Below are 20,219 nucleotides of genomic sequence, written 5' to 3'. Positions count from 1 at the left end.
GTCGGATCCGAATTCCTTCCGCGCTTCTTTCCCCGGCGCCTTCCGCGCATTCCTTCCGTGCTTCCGTCGATGCTTCTTCCCGCACTCGCTTTCCTGGCTCCTTTCCACGTCCTTTCGCGGTTCTATTCGTGCTGTCGTCCGCGCCGCCTGACCGGAATATTCCGGTCCGGAAATCGCCCTCGGTGGCCGACCGGAGTGTGCAACTGCGCGATTGACTCGGGGAGTTGTCCTATTAAGACTGAGTAGCTGCGCAGTTGAGACGTGTGTTACGTGCGCCCGCACCCGTGTCGAGCATCGCAAGGAGTTTGGTGGCCATGCAGTCTTCCGGCTATTTCAAGGTGTCCCCCCGGCAGGAAGGCATTTGGCTGTCACAGAAGTTCGCCCCCGACCAGCCGAACGTCATCGGCGTGCGTTGGATGATCGAGGGGGAATTGGATGTCCCGCATTTCCTCCGGGCGCTCCGGCATGTTTTCAGCGAGCACAGCAACGCCCTCGTCAATTTCGTGGAGACCGACGACGGCCTGCGGCAAGTGGTGCGGGACATCGGCGACTGGGAGCCGTTCCTCGTCGACATGAGCGGTGAGCCCGAACCGGAGGCGGCGGCACGGGAGTTCGTCGCCGGCCTCGACCGCGAGCCCTTCGACTTCGAACGCGACCTGCTGTTCCGCGCGGGCCTCCTCAAGCTCGGCGAGACCCGGTTCATGCTGGCGATGGTCATCCACCATGTCGTGACCGACGGCTACGGGACGATGCGCCTCCTCATGCGCCGCTTCAACGAGGTCCACGCGGCCCTCACACACGGCACCCCGCTACCCGAGTGCACGTCCGCGGCGCCTGAGCAGATCAACGAGGAGGACGCCCGCTACTACGGATCCGCCCAGTTCGAGGAGGACGCGGCGTACTGGCGGGGCTACCTGGAGGACCTGCCTCCGGCCGGGCGCCTTCAGGGCGAGCGCAGCTCCGACACCCATGTGTCGCTGCGCCGCGTCGTGGACGTCGAGAGCGGTGAGATGGCCCGGTGGACCGAGGCCGCCGCGTCCATCGGGGTGTCGACACCCGTCTTCCTGACGGCCGCGACGGCCGCGTTCTTCCGCTCCATGGGAAACCCGGAGGAGTTCACCCTCTCCACGCCCGCGGCCAGCCGCGGCGGCATCCTGCGGAACACGTACGGAATGCGGGCCAATATCGTCCCGCTGCGGGTGCGGGTCCCGCTGTCCGCCAGTTTCGCCGACGTCGCCCACGCGGTGGGCGCCGACATGAAGGCCGGAGTGAAGCACTCCGCCTATGAAGTCGCCGCCATTCGGCGCGTGAAGGGCCTGGACGGTTCGATCGCCAGCTCGCCTTTCGGTACGTGCGTCAACGTCCTGCCCTTCGTCACGGGAATGGAAATCGACGGCTGCACGGCCACCTGGGACGGCTGCACCCCGGGCGTCACCGACGAGTTGATGATGATTATGTTCTACGACAGCCGGGTCGTGGGCGATCTCCAGATCTCCTTCGAGGGAAATGGGCAGCACTACAGCGACACGGATCTGGACCTCTACTCCTCCCAATGGCTCGCGTTCGTACGGGCGTTGGCGGCGGACCCGCGGATCGCCGTGGGCCGGGTCGACGTCCTGGCGGCCGACGAGCGGGAGCGGCTTGCCGCGCTGAACGAGACGGCGGCACCGACGGCGGCGGCATCCCTTCCGGAACTGTTCCAGAGGCAGGCGCGCGCCCACGCGGACGCGGTCGCCGTCACCTGTGAGGGGACCGCGTTCTCGTACGGAGAGCTGAACGCGCGCGCGAACCGGCTCGCGCGCGTCCTCGTCGAGCGCGGGGTGGGGCGCGGCTCGGTCGTCGCGGTGTCGCTGCCCCGGTCCGCCGACCTCGTCGCCGGACTGCTGGCGGTGTGGAAGGCCGGGGGCGCGTATCTGCCCGTCGACCCCAAGTACCCCAGCCACCGGCTCGACTACATCCTCGGCGAGGCCAGGCCCCGGCTGATCCTCACGGACTCGGACACGGTGTCCGTGCTCCCGCACAACGACGGCAGCTACGGCAACGACGGTAGCGACGACAACGACGACAACGACGGTGCCGAGTTGCTCTTCCTCGATGAGGTCGACCTGGCGACCGGCGAGGGAAGCGACCTCGACGCCCAACACGCGGCAACAGAAGCCGACTTGGCGTACGTGATGTACACCTCCGGTTCGAGCGGCACCCCGAAGGGCGTGGCGATCAGCCACGGCAATCTCGTCAACGGCGTGTCCCGCCTGCGCGAGTGCATCGCCGCCGGCCCCGGGCGCCGCGCCCTGGCCAGCACGTCCATCAACTTCGACGTGTCCGTCTTCGAGATGTTCACCAGCCTCTGCCACGGCGGTTCCATCGAGATCGTCCGCGACGTCCTGGTGCTCGGCGAGAGCGGCCGGGGTGCGTGGGGCGGCAACATCATCTCCACCGTGCCGTCCGCCTTCGCCGAGCTGGTGGACCAGCTGGCGGGCAACACGACGGTCGACACGCTGGTGTTCGCCGGTGAGGCGCTCTCCGGGAGCCTGGTGAGCCGGGTCAGGGAAGCCCTGCCGGGGGTCAGGATCGTCAACGCGTACGGGCAGACGGAGTCCTTCTACGCGACCACCCACACCCTCGACGGCGGGTGGAGCGGGGACGAGGGGCGGGGCGGCACCCCGATCGGGGCGCCCCTGGGGAACATGCGCACCTACGTCCTCAGCCCCGCGCTGCGGCCCGTACCGGCCGGTGTGGTGGGCGAGTTGTACGTGGGCGGCAGCATCGCGCGCGGGTACTACGGGCGGCCCGAGCTCACCGCGGACCGGTTCGTGACGGACCCGTTCGGGGCCGAGCCCGGCGCCCGCATGTACCGGACGGGCGACCTCGCCCGCTGGAACGCGGACGGGCAGCTCGAATACCTGGGGCGCGACGACGCGCAGGTGAAGGTGCGCGGCTTCCGCGTGGAGCCGGGCGAGGTCGAGGCCGCGCTCGTCGCGCACCCCGCCGTCGACCAGGCCGTGGTGATCGCCCACGAGGCCGCCGGGCGTGCCGGGGACGCCGCCAACTCCGGCAAGCGCCTGGTGGGTTACGTCGTCCCCGTGGGCGCGGGCGGCCGCAACGGCGGCGCCGACCGGGGCGTCATGGAGCTGGACCTGACCGCCGGGCTCTCGGTGCGGGAGCTCCGTGAGTTCGCCGCGGGCCGCCTGCCGGAGTTCATGGTGCCGTCGGCCTTCGTCGTCCTCGACCACCTGCCGCTCCTGCCCAACGGAAAACTGGACCGGGCGGCGCTCCCGGAGCCGGAGTTCGGCGGTGGCCGGTACCGGGCGCCGCGCACACCGGTCGAGGAGATCCTCGCCGGGGTGTACGCGGGCGTCCTCGGACTGGAACGGGTCGGCATCGACGACGACTTCTTCGTGGTCGGCGGCGACAGCATCCGCTCCATCCAGGTGGTCTCCCGCGCCCGCGCCCAAGGCGTCGAGGTCACGCCCCAGCAGATCTTCGAGCGGCGCACGGTCGCGGGCGTCGCCGAGGCGGCCGGCAACACAGGAGCCGCCGCGGTCCTGGAGGAGTTCGAGGGCGGGGGCACGGGAGCGGTGCCGCTGCTGCCGATCGCGGCTTACACGCTCGAACTCGGCGGCTACGACCAGTTCGCGATGGCCATGCTGCTCGACCTCCCCGAGGGCATCGGCCTGCCCGGCCTCACGGCGACCCTGAGCGCCGTCGTCGACCACCACGACCTGCTGCGCTCACGCCTGGTCCGCCACGGTACGGGCGCCTCTGACGCTTCCCTCCACGTCGGTCCGGCGGGCTCCGTGGACGTGGCGCAGCTGATCCACCACGTCGAGCACGACGGCGCGTGGCGGGGTGAGGAGTGGGACCGCCTGGCGGCGGCCGAGCTGGACGCGGCGGCCCAGCTCCTCAAGCCCGCCGACGGTGTGATGGCCCGGTTCGTGTGGTTCACCCCGACGTCAGGGGGCAAGGGGCGGCTCTGGGTGGTACTCCACCACCTCGTTGTCGACGGTGTGTCCTGGCGGATCCTGCTGCCCGACCTCGCCGCCGCGTGGAAGGCCGTTCGGGAAGGTGCGGCGCCGGAGCTCCCGTCCACGGGGACGTCGGTGCGGCGCTGGACCCACGCCCTCATGGACGAGGCCCACAGCAACGGGCGGCTCGCGGAGTTGGACCTGTGGCGGTCCGTCCTCGACGGTCCGGACCCGTTGCTCGGGTCGCGGGTGCTGGACCCGGAGGTGGATGTGATGTCCACCGTCGACCGTGTACGCGTGCGGGTGTCGCCGTCCGTGACGGAAGCCCTGCTCACATCGGTGCCCGCCGTCTTCCGTGGCGGTGTGCAGGACGGGCTGCTGTCCGCGCTCGTGGTGGCGGTGGCCAAGTGGCGGCGCGGGCGTGGAGTGGAGGAGTCGTCTGCCCTGATCAAGTTGGAGGGGCATGGGCGTGAGCAGGAGGTTGTGGCGGGTGCGGACCTGTCCAGCACGGTGGGCTGGTTCACGAGCATGTTCCCGGTGCGTCTGGACACGGCCGGGTTCGATGTCGACGACGCGCTGACCGGTGGTGCGGCCGCGGGCGGGGTCCTGAAGGCGGTCAAGGAGCAGCTCCTCGCCATACCCGACAAGGGACTCGGCTACGGTCTGCTGCGCTACCTCAACGACGAGACGGGCGCCGAACTCGCCCAGCACGCGACGGGGCAGATCGGCTTCAACTACCTCGGTCACTTCTCCGCCGCCACCGACATGCCCGACCACCTCCGCGGCCTCGGCTGGACCCAGGCGGCCGAGCTCGCGGCGCCGCCCGGCGCGGACCGGCCCGCGATGTCGACCGTCGACATCAACGTCCTCGTCGTCGACACCGACCAGGGCGGCCAGCTGGACGCCACCATCGGGTTCCCCACGGGCGTCCTCGACCGCGCGGAGGTGCAGGAGCTCGCGGACCTGTGGTGCGAGGCCCTTGCGGGCATCGCCCGGCATGCGTCGGCGCCGGACGCGGGCGGGTTCACGCCCTCGGACCTGCCGCTCGTGCGGGCCACCCAACAGGACATCGAGGTCTGGGAGCACCGCTACCCGACCCTGTCCGACGTCTGGCCCCTCACCCCTCTCCAGTCCGGCCTGCTCTTCCACACGATGCTGGCCGACGCCACGTACGACGCGTACCAGATGCAGCTGGCCTTCCGCATCGAGGGCCGGGTCGACCCGGAGCGCATGCGGGCGGCCGGCCAGGCGCTCCTCGACCGCCACGCCAACCTGCGCACCGCCTTCGTCACCGACTCCGCGGGCAACCAGGTCCAGATCGTGGTCGACGACGCCGAACTCCCTTGGCACGAGCTCGACTTGACCGCCCTCGGCGACAGTGCGGCCCGCACCGAAGCCTTCGAGACCTTCCTCGTCGAGGACCACGGGACGCACTTCGACCCGGCCGCGCCGCCCATGCTCCGGCTGACGCTGGTCAGGATGGCCCCCGACCACAGCGAACTCGTCCTGACCGCCCACCATGTCCTCTTCGACGGCTGGTCGTTCCCGCTCCTGATGCGGGACCTCCTCATGCTGTACGGGGCGCACGGCGACCCCGCGGGCCTGCCCAGGGTGCGCGGCTACCGCGACTTCCTGACCTGGCTCGACAGCCAGGACCACGAGGCGTCCGCGCGGGCCTGGGCGCGGGAACTCGACGGCGTGGAAGAGCCCACGCTGCTCCTTCCCGGCGCCGTCACCGACGTCGAGAGCACGGGCATCGGCCAGGCCGGAGTGCCGCTGTCGGCCGAGGAGGCCAAGGGGCTTGTGCGCCGGGCCGCGGAGCTCGGGGTCACGCTCAACACGCTCGTGCAGGGCGCCTGGGCGGTGCTGCTCGGACAGCTGACCGGCCGCTCGGACGTGGTGTTCGGCGCGACGGTGTCGGGTCGCCCGCCTGCCGTTCCGGGCGTCGACACCATGGTCGGCATGTTCATCAACACCCTTCCTGTACGCGTGGAGTGCGCACCCGGCGACTCCTTCGCTGAGCTCCTGCGGAGCCTCCAGCAGCGGCAGGGCGCCCTGCTGGACCATCACCACCACGGGCTCTCCGACATCCAGCAGGACCTGGGCATCCAGGCGCTCTTCGACACCCTGGTGGTGTTCGAGTCCTATCCCGTGGACCGCCTCGGCATCAACGAGGCGAACGACGCGGCCGGAATCGCCGTCACCGGCATCCGCCCCGTCTCCAGCACCCACTACCCGCTCACCCTGATGGCCGAGGTCGATCCTCAACTGCGGCTCGCCCTCCACTACCAGCGGCACCTGTTCCAGCAGGACTCGGCCGACGAGATCGCCGCCCGACTGGCCCGCGTACTGCGGCAGTTGGTGGCGGACCCGCAGGGTGCGGTGGGCCGGGTCGACGTGCTGGCGGACGGCGAGCGGGAGCGGTTCGCCGCGCTCAATGAGACGTCGGTGCCGGTGGTCGGGGCTTCGGTGCCGGAGCTGTTCGAGCGCCAAGTGGGTGTGCATGCGCGTGCGTTGGCTGTGGTGTGTGAGGGCGTCGCGTTCTCGTATGCGGAGCTGAATGCGCGGGCGAATCGGCTGGCGCGGGTGCTGGTCGAGCGCGGGGTGCGGCGCGGTTCTGTGGTGGCGGTGTCGCTGCCTCGGTCCGCGGATCTGGTCACTGGTCTGCTGGCGGTGTGGAAGGCCGGGGGCGCGTATCTGCCTGTCGATCCGAAATACCCGAGCCACCGTCTGGACTTCATCCTGGGTGAGTCCAGGCCGGAGCTGGTTCTCACGGATTCGGACACGGTGGGTGTCCTGCCGGAGGCCGGTGCGATCGAGACGCTGTTCCTCGACGAGGTCGACCTGGTCGCCGGGGACGGCAGTGACCTCGGTCCCGAACGTGCGCTCACCGCGGGCGACTTGGCGTACGTGATGTACACGTCCGGTTCGAGCGGCACCCCGAAGGGTGTGGCTGTCACGCACGGGAATGTCGTCAACGGTGTGTCCCGGCTCAGCGAGTGCATCGGGGCCGGTCCAGGCCGTCGCGCCCTGGCGAGCACGTCCATCAACTTCGATGTGTCCGTCTTCGAGCTGTTCACCAGTCTGTGTCGCGGTGGCTCGATCGAGATCGTCCGTGACGTCCTGGTGCTCGGTGAGCGTGGGGGCTGGGACGGTCAGGTCATCTCCACCGTACCGTCCGCTTTCGCGGAGCTGGCGGACCAGTTGGCGGGCAATGCGGCCACGGTGGACACCCTGGTCTTCGCGGGGGAGGCGCTGCCCGCGAGCCTGGTGAGCCGGGTGCGGGAGTTGTTCCCGGGGGTTCGGGTCGTCAACGCGTACGGGCAGACGGAGTCCTTCTACGCGACCACGTACACCGTCGACGGCGACCGTGACGGGCGCGACGGGCGCGACGGGCGCGACGGGCAGGACCATGGCGCCGTCATCCCCATCGGCTCGCCGCTGGGCAACATGCGCGCCTACGTCCTCAACTCCGCACTCCAGCCCGTCCCTTCCGGTGTCGTGGGTGAGCTCTACGTGGGCGGGAGCGTCGCTCGCGGCTATCACGGGCGGCCCGACCTGACCGCTGGCCGTTTCGTGGCGGACCCGTTCAGTGCGGTGCCGGGTGCCCGCATGTACCGGACGGGTGATCTGGCCCGCCTCGACGCCGAAGGGCGCCTCGATTACCTCGGGCGCAGCGACTCGCAGGTGAAGGTCCGCGGTTTCCGTGTGGAGCCGGGTGAGGTCGAGGCCGCGCTGACCGCGCACCCCGCCGTCGCGCAGGCCGCCGTCCTCGCTCGCGAAGGAGCCGGGGCACACACCGGCCAGCAGCTGCTCGGTTACGTCGTGGCGGCCCCGGAAGGCGGGCTCACGGTCGAGGATCTGAGGAGGTTCGTGGCCGACCGGCTGCCCGAATTCATGGTCCCGGCAGCCTTCGTGCTCCTCGACCGGCTGCCGCTCCTCCCGAACGGGAAGCTGGACCGGCGCGCCCTGCCCGAGCCGGAGTTCACCGTCGTCGCGCACCGGGCGCCGCGCACCACCGGGGAGGAGACTCTGGCCGGGCTGTTCGCCGAGGTCCTCGGGTTCGGCCCGGAGCGGCCGGTCGGCATCGACGACAATTTCTTCGCCCTCGGTGGGCACTCGCTCCTGGCGACCCGGCTGATCAGCCGCGTCCGCACGGAATTCGGTGTTGAGATACCGATCAAGACCGTCTTCACCTCCCCGACGGTCGCCGAACTCGCCGCCCAGCTCACCGTGGGCACCACCCCGCTGCGCCGTGCCCTCCGCCGGGTGGCTCAGCGCCCCGACAGGCTGCCCCTGTCCTTCGCCCAGCGCCGCCTGTGGTTCATGGACAAGTTCGAGGGCCCGTCGGCCACGTACAACATCCCGCTGCACCTGAAGCTCACCGGCGCACTCGACACCGATGCCCTCGCCGCCGCGCTCCGGGACGTCGTCGCCCGGCACGAAAGCCTGCGCACCGTGTTCACCGAGGACACCGACGGGGTGCCCCTGCAAGTGGTGCTGCCCGTGGCCGAGACGGTCCCTGACGTACCCGTGGTCGCGGTGACGGCGGACGAGGTGTCCGGCGCCGTCGCCGAGGCGGCCCGGTACGCGTTCGACCTGTCCTCGGAGATCCCCCTGCGCGCCCGCATCCTGCGCGTGCGTCCCGACGAGCACATCCTCTCCCTGGTCCTCCACCACATCGCGGGTGACGGCGAGTCGATCGCCGCGCTGATCCGCGAGGTCTCGGCGGCCTACGCCGCCCACCGCGAGGGCCGCGCGCCCGAGGTGCCCGAACTGCCCGTCCAGTACGCCGACTACACCCTGTGGCAGCGCGAACTCCTCGGCGAGGAGGCAGACCCGGACAGCCTCCTGTCCGCCCAGACCGGCTACTGGCAGGAGGCCCTCGCCGGGGTTCCGCAGCCGCTCCAGCTCCCGACGGACCGGCCGCGCCCGCCGAAGGCCAGCCACCGCGGCGACATGACCGAGTTCACCCTGGACGGCGAACTCCTCTCCCGCATAGAGGAGTTGGCGCAGGAACGCGACGTGACCGTCTCGATGGTCATGCAGGCGGCGCTCGCCGTGCTGCTGCGCCAGCTGGGCGCGGGCGACGACATCGCCATCGGCTCCCCGATCGCGGGCCGCACCGACGAGGCGCTCAACGACCTCATCGGGTTCTTCGTCAACACCTGGGTGCTGCGCGCCGAGCTCACCCGGCCGCTGTCCTTCGACGGACTGCTGGAGCAGGTGAAGGAGAAGGCGCTCGGCGCCTACGGAAACCAGGACGCGCCCTTCGAGCGCCTGGTGGAGCTCCTCAACCCCGACCGCTCCACCGCCCACCACCCGCTGTTCCAGGTCATGTTCGCCTGGCAGAACTTCACCCAGGCCGACTTCGCCCTGCCGGGACTCCGCGTGGACTTCGTGCACGCGACCACCGGCACCGCCAAGTTCGACCTGTTCTTCAACCTCACGGAGCGCACGACCGACACCGGCGCACGGGACGTCCAGGGCCTCGTCGAGTACGCCACCGACCTCTTCGACCGCGCCACGGCCGAGCGCATCGCCGGCCGATTCGTCCGGGTGCTGCGGCAGTTGGTGGCCGAACCGCAGGCAGCGGTCGGCCAGGTGGACGTCCTCGCACCCGGCGAACGGGAGTGGCTTGCCGCACTGAACGAGACGTCGGCGCCCGTGGCGGACGCCTTGACTCCACAGCTGTTCGAGCGGCAGGCGCGGGACTGTGCCGATGAGGTCGCCGTGGTGTGCGAGGGCGTCGCGTTCTCGTATGCGGAGCTGAATGCGCGGGCGAATCGGCTGGCGCGGGTGCTGGTCGAGCGTGGAGTGGGGCGTGGCTCGGTCGTCGCGGTGTCGCTGCCCCGGTCCGTCGACCTGGTGGTCGGGCTGCTGGCGGTGTGGAAGGCCGGGGGAGCGTATCTGCCCGTCGACCCCAAGTACCCCAGCCACCGCCTGGAGTTCATCCTCGGTGAGGCCGCGCCGCGTGTGATCCTCACGGATTCGGACACGGTGTCCGTGCTGCCGGAGAGCGTCGCCGCCGAGGTGCTGTTCCTGGACGAGCTGGATCTGGCCGCCGGGGACGGGAGCGACCTCGGGGCCGAACACGCCGTGACCGAGGCCGACGTGGCGTACGTGATGTACACGTCCGGTTCGACCGGCACCCCGAAGGGCGTAGCCGTTACGCACGGGAATGTCGTCAATGGTGTGTCCCGCCTGGCGGAGTGCATCACCGCCGGTCCGGGCCGCCGCGCCTTGGCGAGCACGTCCATCAACTTCGATGTGTCCGTCTTCGAGCTGTTCACCAGCTTGTGCCACGGCGGTTCGATCGAGATCGTCCGTGACGTCCTGGTCCTGGCGGAGCGCGGGCGCGAGACGTGGCCCGGCAACATCATCTCCACCGTGCCGTCCGCTTTCGCGGAGCTGGCCGACCAGTTGGCGGGCAACGCGACGGTGGACACCCTGGTCTTCGCGGGCGAGGCGCTCCCGGCGAGCCTGGTCGCCCGGGTCCGGGAGCTGTTCCCGGAGGTTCGGGTCGTCAACGCGTACGGGCAGACGGAGTCCTTCTACGCGACCACGTACACCGTCGACGGCGACCGTGAGGGGCACGACGGGCAGGACCATGGCGCCGTCATCCCCATCGGCTCGCCGCTGGGCAACATGCGCGCCTACGTCCTCAACTCCGCACTCCAGCCTGTCCCTTCGGGTGTGGTGGGTGAGCTGTACGTGGGCGGAAGTGTCGCTCGCGGCTATCACGGGCGGCCCGACCTGACCGCTGACCGCTTCGTGGCGGACCCGTTCAGTGCGGTGCCGGGTGCCCGCATGTACCGGACGGGTGACCTGGCCCGCCTCGACGCCGAAGGGCGCCTCGATTACCTAGGGCGTAGCGACTCCCAGGTCAAGGTCCGCGGTTTCCGTGTGGAGCCGGGTGAGGTCGAGGCCGCGCTGACCGCGCACCCCGCCGTCGCGCAGGCCGCCGTCCTCGTTCGCGACGGCGCGGGGGCCAACACTGGTCAGCAGCTTGTCGGTTACGTCGTCCCGTTCTCCACCCGGCGTGAGGGCGATGACGCCGGGAGCGCGGGTGTGGGGGACAGCGAGTACGTCCTCGCGGGCCGCCTCTCCGTACGGGATGTGCGGTCGTTCGTGTCGGCCAGGCTGCCGGAGTTCATGGTGCCGTCGGCCCTTGTGCTCCTCGACCGGCTGCCGTTGATGCCGAACGGGAAGCTGGACCGGGCCGCGCTGCCGGAGCCCGAGCAGGCCGGGGGCGAGTACCGGGCGCCGCGCACGCGCGTCGAGGAGATCCTCGCGGGCGTCTACGCGGGCGTCCTGGGCCTCGACCGCGTGGGCGTCGACGACGACTTCTTCGTGGTCGGCGGCGACAGCATCCGATCGATCCAGGTGGTCACCCGGGCGCGTGCGCAGGGCGTCGAGGTGACCCCCCGGCAGATCTTCGAGCACCGGACCGTGGCGGAGCTCGCCGAGGCGGCCGGGAGCACGGGGAGTGTCGCCGCCCTGGAGGAGTTCGAGGGCGGGGGCACGGGTGTGGTGCCGCTGCTGCCCATCGCGGCGTACTTGCTCGAACTGGGCGGCGGACACGACCGGTTCGCCATGTCGCTCGCGGTGGACCTGCCCCGCGGCATCGACGCGGAAGGGCTGTACGCGACGCTGCGCGCGGTCGTCGACCGCCACGACGTCCTGCGCTCCCGCCTCGTCGTCGACGAGGGCGGCGGGAGCCTCCGCATCGACCCGGTGGGCGCGGCCGACGTGCCCGCCCTGGTGCGTCGCGTCCCCTGGGACGGAACGGACTGGCAGCGGCGCGCCACCGCCGAACTGGACTCCGCCGTCGACCGGTTGGACCCGGCGGGCGGGGTCATGGCCCAGTTCGTCTGGTTCGACACGGGTGAGAGCGCAGAGGAGAGTGCAGGGGGGAGCGCGGGGGCAGGCGCGGGACCGGGCGCTGGCACGGGCCGTCTGCTTCTCGCCCTGCACCACCTCGTCGTCGACGGCGTGTCCTGGCGGATCCTGCTGCCCGACCTCGCCGAGGCATGGAGGCGCGTTCGGGAGGGCGCGGCGCCGGAGCTCCCGTCCACCGGGACGTCGGTGCGCCGCTGGACCCACGCCCTCATGGACGAGGCGCACAGCCTCGCGCGCACTGCTGAACTGCCGTTGTGGCAGGCGGTCGTTGACGGTCCGGACCCGTTGCTCGGCTCGCGGGCGCTGGACCCGGAGGTGGATGTGATGTCCACCGTCGACCGTGTGCGCGTGCGGGTGTCGCCTTCGGTCACGGAAGCGCTGCTCACGTCGGTGCCCGCCGTTTTCCGTGGCGGTGTGCAGGACGGGCTGCTGTCTGCGCTCGTGGTGGCGGTGGCCAAGTGGCGGCGCGGGCGTGGAGTGGAGGAGTCGTCTGCCCTGGTCAAGTTGGAGGGGCATGGGCGTGAGCAGGAGGTTGTGGCGGGTGCGGACCTGTCCAGCACGGTGGGCTGGTTCACGAGCATGTTCCCGGTGCGTCTGGACACGGCCGGGTTCGATGTCGACGACGCGCTGACCGGCGGTGCGGCCGCGGGCGGGGTCCTGAAGGCGGTCAAGGAGCAGCTCCTCGCCATACCCGACAAGGGACTCGGCTACGGTCTGCTGCGCTACCTCAACGACGAGACGGGCGCCGAACTCGCCCAGCACCCCACCGGACAGATCGGCTTCAACTACCTCGGCCGCTTCTCCGCCGCCGACATGCCCGACCACCTCCGCGGCCTCGGCTGGACCCAGGTGCCGGACACCGACACCGTGACCGCGGACCTGGACGCCGACATGCCGGTGATGTCGACCGTCGAGTTCAACTCGATGGTGGTCGACACCGACGAGGGCGGCCAGCTGGACGCGACCATCGGGTTCCCCACGGGCGTCCTCGACCGCGCGGAGGTGCAGGAGCTCGCGGACCTGTGGTGCGAGGCCCTTGCGGGCATCGCCCGGCATGTGTCGGCGCCGGACGCGGGCGGGTTCACGCCCTCGGACCTGCCGCTCGTGCGGGCCACCCAGCAGGACATCGAGGTCTGGGAGCACCGCTACCCGGCCCTCTCGGACGTCTGGCCGCTCACGGCCCTCCAGTCCGGGCTCCTGTTCCACGCCATGCTCAACGACGACGACTTCGACGCGTACCAGATGCAGCTGGCCTTCCGCATCGAGGGCCGGGCCGACCCGGAGCGTATGCGGGCGGCCGGCCAGGCGCTCCTGGACCGGTACCCCAACCTCCGTACCGCGTTCACGTACGACCTGCGCGGCAACCTCGTCCAGATCGTCAGCGAGGACGTCGAACTGCCCTGGCAGCAGATCGACTTGAGCGAGCTCGCCGACGACGCCCGCGCCGAAGCCTTCGAGCGGCTCCTCGCCGACGACCACGCCGCGCACTTCGACCCGGCCGCCCCTCCGCTGCTGCGGATGACGCTGGTGCGCATGGGTGAGGACGACGCCCAACTCGTCCTCACCGCGCACCACGTCCTCTTCGACGGCTGGTCGTTCCCCCTCCTGATGCAGGACATCCTGCGCCTGTACGGAGCGCACGGCGACGCGACCGCGCTCCCGCGGGTGCGCGGCTACCGCGACTTCCTGGCCTGGCTCGACAGCCAGGACCACGAGGCGTCCGCGCGAGCCTGGGCGCGGGAACTCGACGGCGTGGAAGAGCCCACGCTGCTCCTTCCCGGCGCCGTCACCGACGCGGAGAGTTCGGGCATCGGCCAGGTCAGCACACCCCTGTCGGCGGAGGACGCCAGGGCACTGGTGCGCCGGGCCGCCGAGCTGGGCGTCACGGTCAACACGCTCGTGCAGGGCGCCTGGGCGGTGCTGCTCGGACAGCTGACCGGCCGCTCGGACGTGGTGTTCGGCGCGACGGTGTCGGGTCGCCCGCCCGTGGTGCCGGGCGTGGACGCCATGGTCGGCATGTTCATCAACACCCTTCCCGTACGGGTGGAGTGCGCACCCGGCGATACGTTCGCGGAGCTCTTGCGCGGGCTGCAGCAGCGGCAGGGCGCCCTCCTGGACCATCACCACCACGGGCTGTCCGACATCCAGCAGTCCATGGGGCTCAAGGAACTGTTCGACACCCTGATCGTCTTCCAGTCCTACCCGGTCGACCAGGTCGCCCTCGCCGAGGCCAACACGGTGGGCGGCATCTCCTTCACCGGCATCCGCCCGATGTCCGGCACCCACTACCCGCTCACCTTGATGGTCGGCGCCGACCCCCACCTCCAGGTGCACCTCCAGTACCAGCCGACCGCCCTGGAACGGGCTGCCGTCGAGACGATCGCCGCCCGACTCGGCTCCGTGCTGCGGCAGGTGGTGACAGACCCGCAGGTTCCAGTGGGCCGGGTCGATGTGCTGGGCGCCGGTGAGCGGGAGCGGTTCGCCGCGCTCAATGAGACGTCGGCGCCGGTGGTCGGGGCTTCGATGCCGGAGCTGTTCGAACGCCAAGTGGGCGTGGATTCCGGTGCGTTGGCTGTGGTGTGCGAGGGTGTCGAGCTCTCGTACGCGGAGCTGAATGCGCGGGCGAATCGGCTGGCGCGGGTGCTGGTCGAGCGTGGGGTGCGGCGCGGTTCGGTCGTCGCGGTGTCGCTGCCCCGGTCCGCCGACCTGGTGGTCGGCCTTCTGGCGGTGTGGAAGGCCGGGGGAGCGTATCTGCCCGTCGATCCGAAGTACCCGAGCCACCGCCTCGGCTTCATCCTCGGTGAGGCCGCGCCGCGTGTGATCCTCACGGACTCGGTCACGGCGTCCGTACTGCCGGAGAGCGCATCCGCCGAGGTGCTGTTCCTGGACGAGGTGGACCTGGCGGCCGGGGACGGAAGCGACCTCGGAGCCGAACACGGGCTCACGGCTGCCGACTTGGCGTACGTGATGTACACGTCCGGTTCGAGCGGCACCCCGAAGGGCGTGGCTGTCACGCACGGGAATGTCGTCAACGGTGTGTCCCGGCTCAGCGAGTGCATCGGGGCCGGTCCAGGCCGTCGTGCCTTGGCCAGCACGTCCATCAACTTCGATGTGTCCGTCTTCGAGCTGTTCACCAGCTTGTGCCACGGTGGCTCGATCGAGATCGTCCGTGATGTCCTGGTCCTGGGTGAGCGTGGGGGCTGGGACGGTCAGGTCATCTCCACCGTGCCGTCTGCTTTCGCCGAGCTGGCCGACCAGTTGGCGGGCAATGCGGCCACGGTGGACACCCTGGTCTTCGCGGGGGAGGCGCTGCCCGCGAGCCTGGTGAGCCGCGTCCGGGAGCTGTTCCCCGGGGTCAGGGTCGTCAACGCATACGGGCAGACGGAGTCCTTCTACGCGACCACCTTCACCCTCCACGAGGGCCAGGACTGGGACGGGCGGGGCGGCTCCGCGCCGATCGGTTCGCCGCTGGGCAACATGCGCGCCTACGTCCTCAACTCGGCGCTCCAGCCCGTCCCTTCGGGTGTGGTGGGTGAGCTCTACGTGGGCGGGAGCGTCGGCCGCGGCTATCACGGGCGGCCCGACCTGACCGCTGACCGCTTCGTGGCGGACCCGTTCAGTGCGGTGCCGGGTGCCCGCATGTACCGGACGGGTGACCTGGCCCGCCTCGATACCGAAGGGCGCCTCGACTACCTCGGGCGCAGCGACTCGCAGGTCAAGGTGCGCGGTTTCCGTGTGGAGCCGGGTGAGGTCGAGGCCGCGCTGACCGCGCACCCCGCCATCACCCAGGCCGCCGTCCTCGTCCGTGAAGGAGCCGGGGCACACACCGGTCAGCAGCTCGTCGGCTATGCCGTGACCAGCGAGAGCAAGGGGCTCGCGCGCGAGCGGCTCACGGTCGGGGAGGTGCGGGGGTTCGTGGCCGACCGGCTGCCCGAATTCATGGTCCCAGCAGCCTTCGTGCTCCTCGACCGGCTGCCGCTCCTCCCGAACGGGAAGCTGGACCGGCGGGCGCTGCCCGAGCCGGAGTTCACCGTCGTCACGCACCGGGCGCCGCGCACCACCGGGGAGGAGACCCTGGCCGGGCTGTTCGCCGAGGTCCTCGGGTTCAGTCCGGAGCGGCCGGTCGGCATCGACGACAGCTTCTTCGCCCTCGGTGGGCACTCGCTCCTGGCGACCCGGCTGATCAGCCGCGTCCGCACGGAATTCGGCGTTGAGATACCGATCAAGACCGTCTTCACCTCCCCGACGGTCGCCGAACTCGCCGTCCACCTCGGGGCGGAGAACACCACTCCGCTGCGGCGCCCCCTCCGGCGGGCCACGGAACGGCCCGAGAAGCTGCCGCTGTCCTTCGCCCAGCGCCGCCTGTGGTTCATGGACAAGCTGGAAGGCCCGTCGGCCACGTACAACATCCCGCTGCACCTGAAGCTCACCGGCGCACTCGACACGGACGCTCTTGCCGCCGCGCTCCGGGACGTCGTCGCCCGGCACGAGAGCCTGCGCACCGTGTACGTGGAGGACGCCGACGGGACGCCCGCGCAGGTGGTGCTGCCCGTGGACCAGGTGGACTTCGCCGTGCCCGTCATCGACGTGACAGGGACCAGGGGAGTCGAGGACGTCCTGGCCGAGGCGGCCGCCCACGAGTTCAGGCTCGGCGCGGAGATCCCCCTGCGCGCCCGCATCCTGCGCGTCCGCGCCGACGAGCACATCCTCTCCCTCGTGATCCACCACATCGCGACGGACGGCGGGTCCATGGGGCCCCTGGTGCGGGAGGTCTCGGCGGCCTACACCGCGCGCCGCGAGGGGCGGGCGCCGGATTTCGCCGAACTGCCCGTCCAGTACGCCGACTACACCCTGTGGCAGCGCGAGCTGCTCGGGGACGCGGCCGACCCCGACAGCGTCCTGTCGCGCCAGTCCGCGTACTGGCGCCAGGAGCTGTCGGACGTGCCGCAGCCCATTCAGCTGCCCACCGACCGCCCCCGGCCGGAGCGGGCCGGCCACCGGGGTGAGCTGCTCGACTTCACCATCGACGGGGAACTCCTTGACGCCATCGAGGAGTTGGCGCTCGCGCGGGACGTCACCGTGTCCATGGTCATGCAGTCGGCGCTCGCCGTGCTGCTGCGCCGCATCGGGGCGGGCGACGACATCACGATCGGCTCCCCGATCGCGGGCCGTACCGACGAGGCCCTCAGTGAATTGGTCGGGGTCTTCGTCAACACCTGGGTGCTGCGTGCCGAGCTGGCGGACAACCCGACGTTCGCGCAGCTCGTGGGACAGGTGCGGGGCAAGGCCCTGGCGGCCTACGACCACCAGGACGTGCCGTTCGAGCGCCTGGTGGAGGTGCTCAACCCGGAGCGCTCCACCGCGTACCCGCCGCTGTTCCAGGTGATGCTGTCCTGGCAGAACCTCGACCGGCCGCACTTCGAACTCCCCGGCCTGGAAGCCGAGTTCGTTTCCGTGCGCACCGGGGTGTCGAAGTTCGACCTGCTCTTCAACCTGACGGAGACCGGCGGGACCGGCGGGACCGGCGGGACCGGCGGGACTGGTGGCGCGGACGGGCGGCGGGTGGACGGGCTCATCGAGTACGCCTCCGACCTCTTCGACCGCGACTCCGTCGCGCGCCTCGCCGAACGGTTCGTGCGGGTGCTGCGCCAGGTCGTGGCGGACCCGGCGATCGCGGTCGACGACGTCGACGTCCTGGACGCCGCGGAGAAGGAGCAGCTGGGGCGCTGGGCCCGTGCGGGCGGACCGGTCGGCCCCGTGCCCGACGTGACGCTGGCCGAGGCGTTCGAGGCGCAGGCGGCCCGGGCGGCCGGCAGCCTCGCGCTCACCTTCGAGGGCGTGACGCTCGACTACGCCGAGCTCAACGCGCGGGCCAACCGGCTCGCCCGCCTCCTCGCCGGCCGCGGCGCGGGACCCGGCCGGTTCGTGGCCGTCGCCCTGCCGCGCTCGGCCGACCTGGTCGTGGCGCTGCTCGCCGTCGTGAAGTCGGGGGCCGCGTACGTGCCCATCGACCCGGACAGCCCGGCGGACCGGATCGGCTACATCCTTCAGGACGCGGGACCCGAGCTGCTCGTCACCACGGCGGAGGTCGCCGGCCGGCTCCCCGGCAGCGACGTGCCCCGCGTCTCGCTCGACGAGGCCGCGACGGAAGAGACCCTCTCCGGGCTGCCGGGGCACGACCTCGACCCGGCCGAGCGCACGGCACCGGCGGGCGCCGCCGACGCCGCGTACGTCATCTACACGTCCGGATCCACCGGGCGCCCCAAGGGCGTCGTCGTCACGCACGAGAACGTGATGCACCTCTTCACCGCCTCCCAGGGCCTGTTCGGCTTCGACGGGGACGACGTGTGGACCATGTTCCACTCGTACGCCTTCGACTTCTCGGTGTGGGAGCTGTGGGGCCCGCTGCTCCACGGCGGCCGCCTGGTCATGGTCCCGTACGAGGTGAGCCGCTCCCCGCAGGACTTCCTCGCCCTGCTGGTACGGGAAGGAGTCACGGTCCTCAACCAGACGCCGTCCGCCTTCTACCAGCTGATGCGCGCCGACCGGGAGGCGCCGGAGCTGGGGCGGCAACTCGCCCTGCGCTACGTGGTGTTCGGCGGCGAGGCGCTGGACCTGGCGCAGCTCGGCGACTGGTACGAGCGGCACGCCGAGGACGCGCCCACCCTCGTCAACATGTACGGCATCACCGAGACCACCGTGCACGTCAGCCATCTCGCGCTGACCGAGGCGCTGGTGGCGGAGCAGACCGGCAGCACCATCGGCATCGGCCTGCCGGGCCTGGAGGTCCACGTCCTGGACGAGGCCCGCCGGCCGGTGCCCGCCGGGGTTCCGGGGGAGTTGTACGTGGCGGGCGGCCAGCTCGCCCGCGGCTACCTGGGCCGTCCGGAGCTGACCGCCGAACGCTTCGTCGACCACCCCTTCGGCCCGCCCGGCAGCCGCCTCTACCGCTCCGGCGACCTGGCGCGCTGGACGCGCGACGGCCGGCTGGAGTACCTGGGGCGGGCGGACGACCAGATCAAGCTGCGCGGCTTCCGCATCGAGCCGGGCGAGATCGAGGCGGCGCTGATCGCACAGGAGGGGGTGGCGGAGGCACGCGTCCTGGTGCGCGCCGACGCGGTCGGGGACAGCGTCCTGACGGCGTACGTGGTGCCGGCGCCCGACGCGGCCGGCGACGGCGGGCCCGAACCGGCCGTGCTGCGCGCCGCGTTGAAGGGCGTCCTGCCCTCGTACATGGTGCCGACCGCCTACGTCCTGATCGACGCCATCCCCCTGACCACCAACGGAAAGCTGAACCGCAAGGCGCTGCCCGCCCCCACCCCCGCCCTCACCACGGGCCGGACCGGGGCGGTCACCCCGCCGACCAACGCGGCCGAGCGGCGCATCGTCGAGGTGTGGAGCGAGGTCCTCGGCATCCCCGAAGTAGGCATCGACGACAACTTCTTCGACATCGGCGGCGACTCCTTCAAGGCCGTGACGCTCGCCCGCGCCATCGGCCAGGGCCTCTCCGTGATCGCGGTGTTCAAGAACCCCACGCCGCGCGCCCTCGCCGAGCACCTGGCCACGGCCGACGGCGACGGCACGCACCGCTGGCTGCACCGGCTCACCCCGGACCGGGCCCCGGGCCGAGCCCCGCGGCACAGCATCGTGTGCATCCCCTACGGCGGCGGCAGCGCCACCGTGTACCAGCCGCTGGCCGAGCAGCTCCCGCCGGACGTCGACCTGTGGACGGTGGCCCTGCCCGGCCACGACCCGGTGCTGCCCGACCAGCCGATGGTGGACCGCAACGAGTCCGTGGCCCGCCTCGCCGAGGAGATCACCGCCTCGGTCGAGGGGCCGCTCAGCCTGTACGGGCACTGCGCGGGCACCCTGCTCGCGGTGCTCCTCGCCCGCGAACTGGAGGACCGGGAGCTGCCTCTGGCGGCGGTCCACCTGGGCGCGCCCTGGCAGATCGGCGAGTTCGCCCCCGCCCTCACGGACGAGTCGATCGACGCCGCGCTCGCCACCAGCGACGAGGAACTGCACGCGTTCCTGGTCTCGCTGGGCGGCTTCGACCAGGCATTCGACGAGCGGGATCTGCAGCACGTGCTGCGCGTCCTGCGGCACGACATGGGCGAGGGCATCCGCTTCCTTGCCGACTCGGCGAAGGACTGGAGCCGCCTCGACGCCCCCGTCCACGTGGTCATCGGCGACGCGGACCCGGCCACGGACGGCGTCGAGGTCGGCTACCGGGCCTGGGAGTACTACGCCCGCGAGGTGTCCCTCGAGGTGGTCCCGGGCGGGACGCACTACTTCGTGCAGGACCAGGCGGATCTGGTCGCGCGGATGATCCAGGAGCGGCTGCGGTAGACG

General features: G+C 71.3%; 1 protein-coding gene. It reads left to right on the top strand.

Annotation, left to right across the window (positions count from 1 at the left end):
• Nucleotides 1-263: 263 nt before the first annotated feature.
• Nucleotides 264-20,216, top strand: a complete 19,953-nt coding sequence (locus ACQB60_RS14480) for a non-ribosomal peptide synthase/polyketide synthase (RefSeq protein WP_496926635.1) — start codon at nt 264-266, stop codon at nt 20,214-20,216.
• The last annotated feature ends 3 nt before the right edge of the window (nt 20,217-20,219 follow it).

The sequence above is a fragment of the Streptomyces odontotermitis genome (assembly GCF_050510915.1).
Taxonomy (GTDB): Bacteria; Actinomycetota; Actinomycetes; order Streptomycetales; family Streptomycetaceae; genus Streptomyces.
This window is presented reverse-complemented; position numbering and strand designations above follow the sequence as displayed.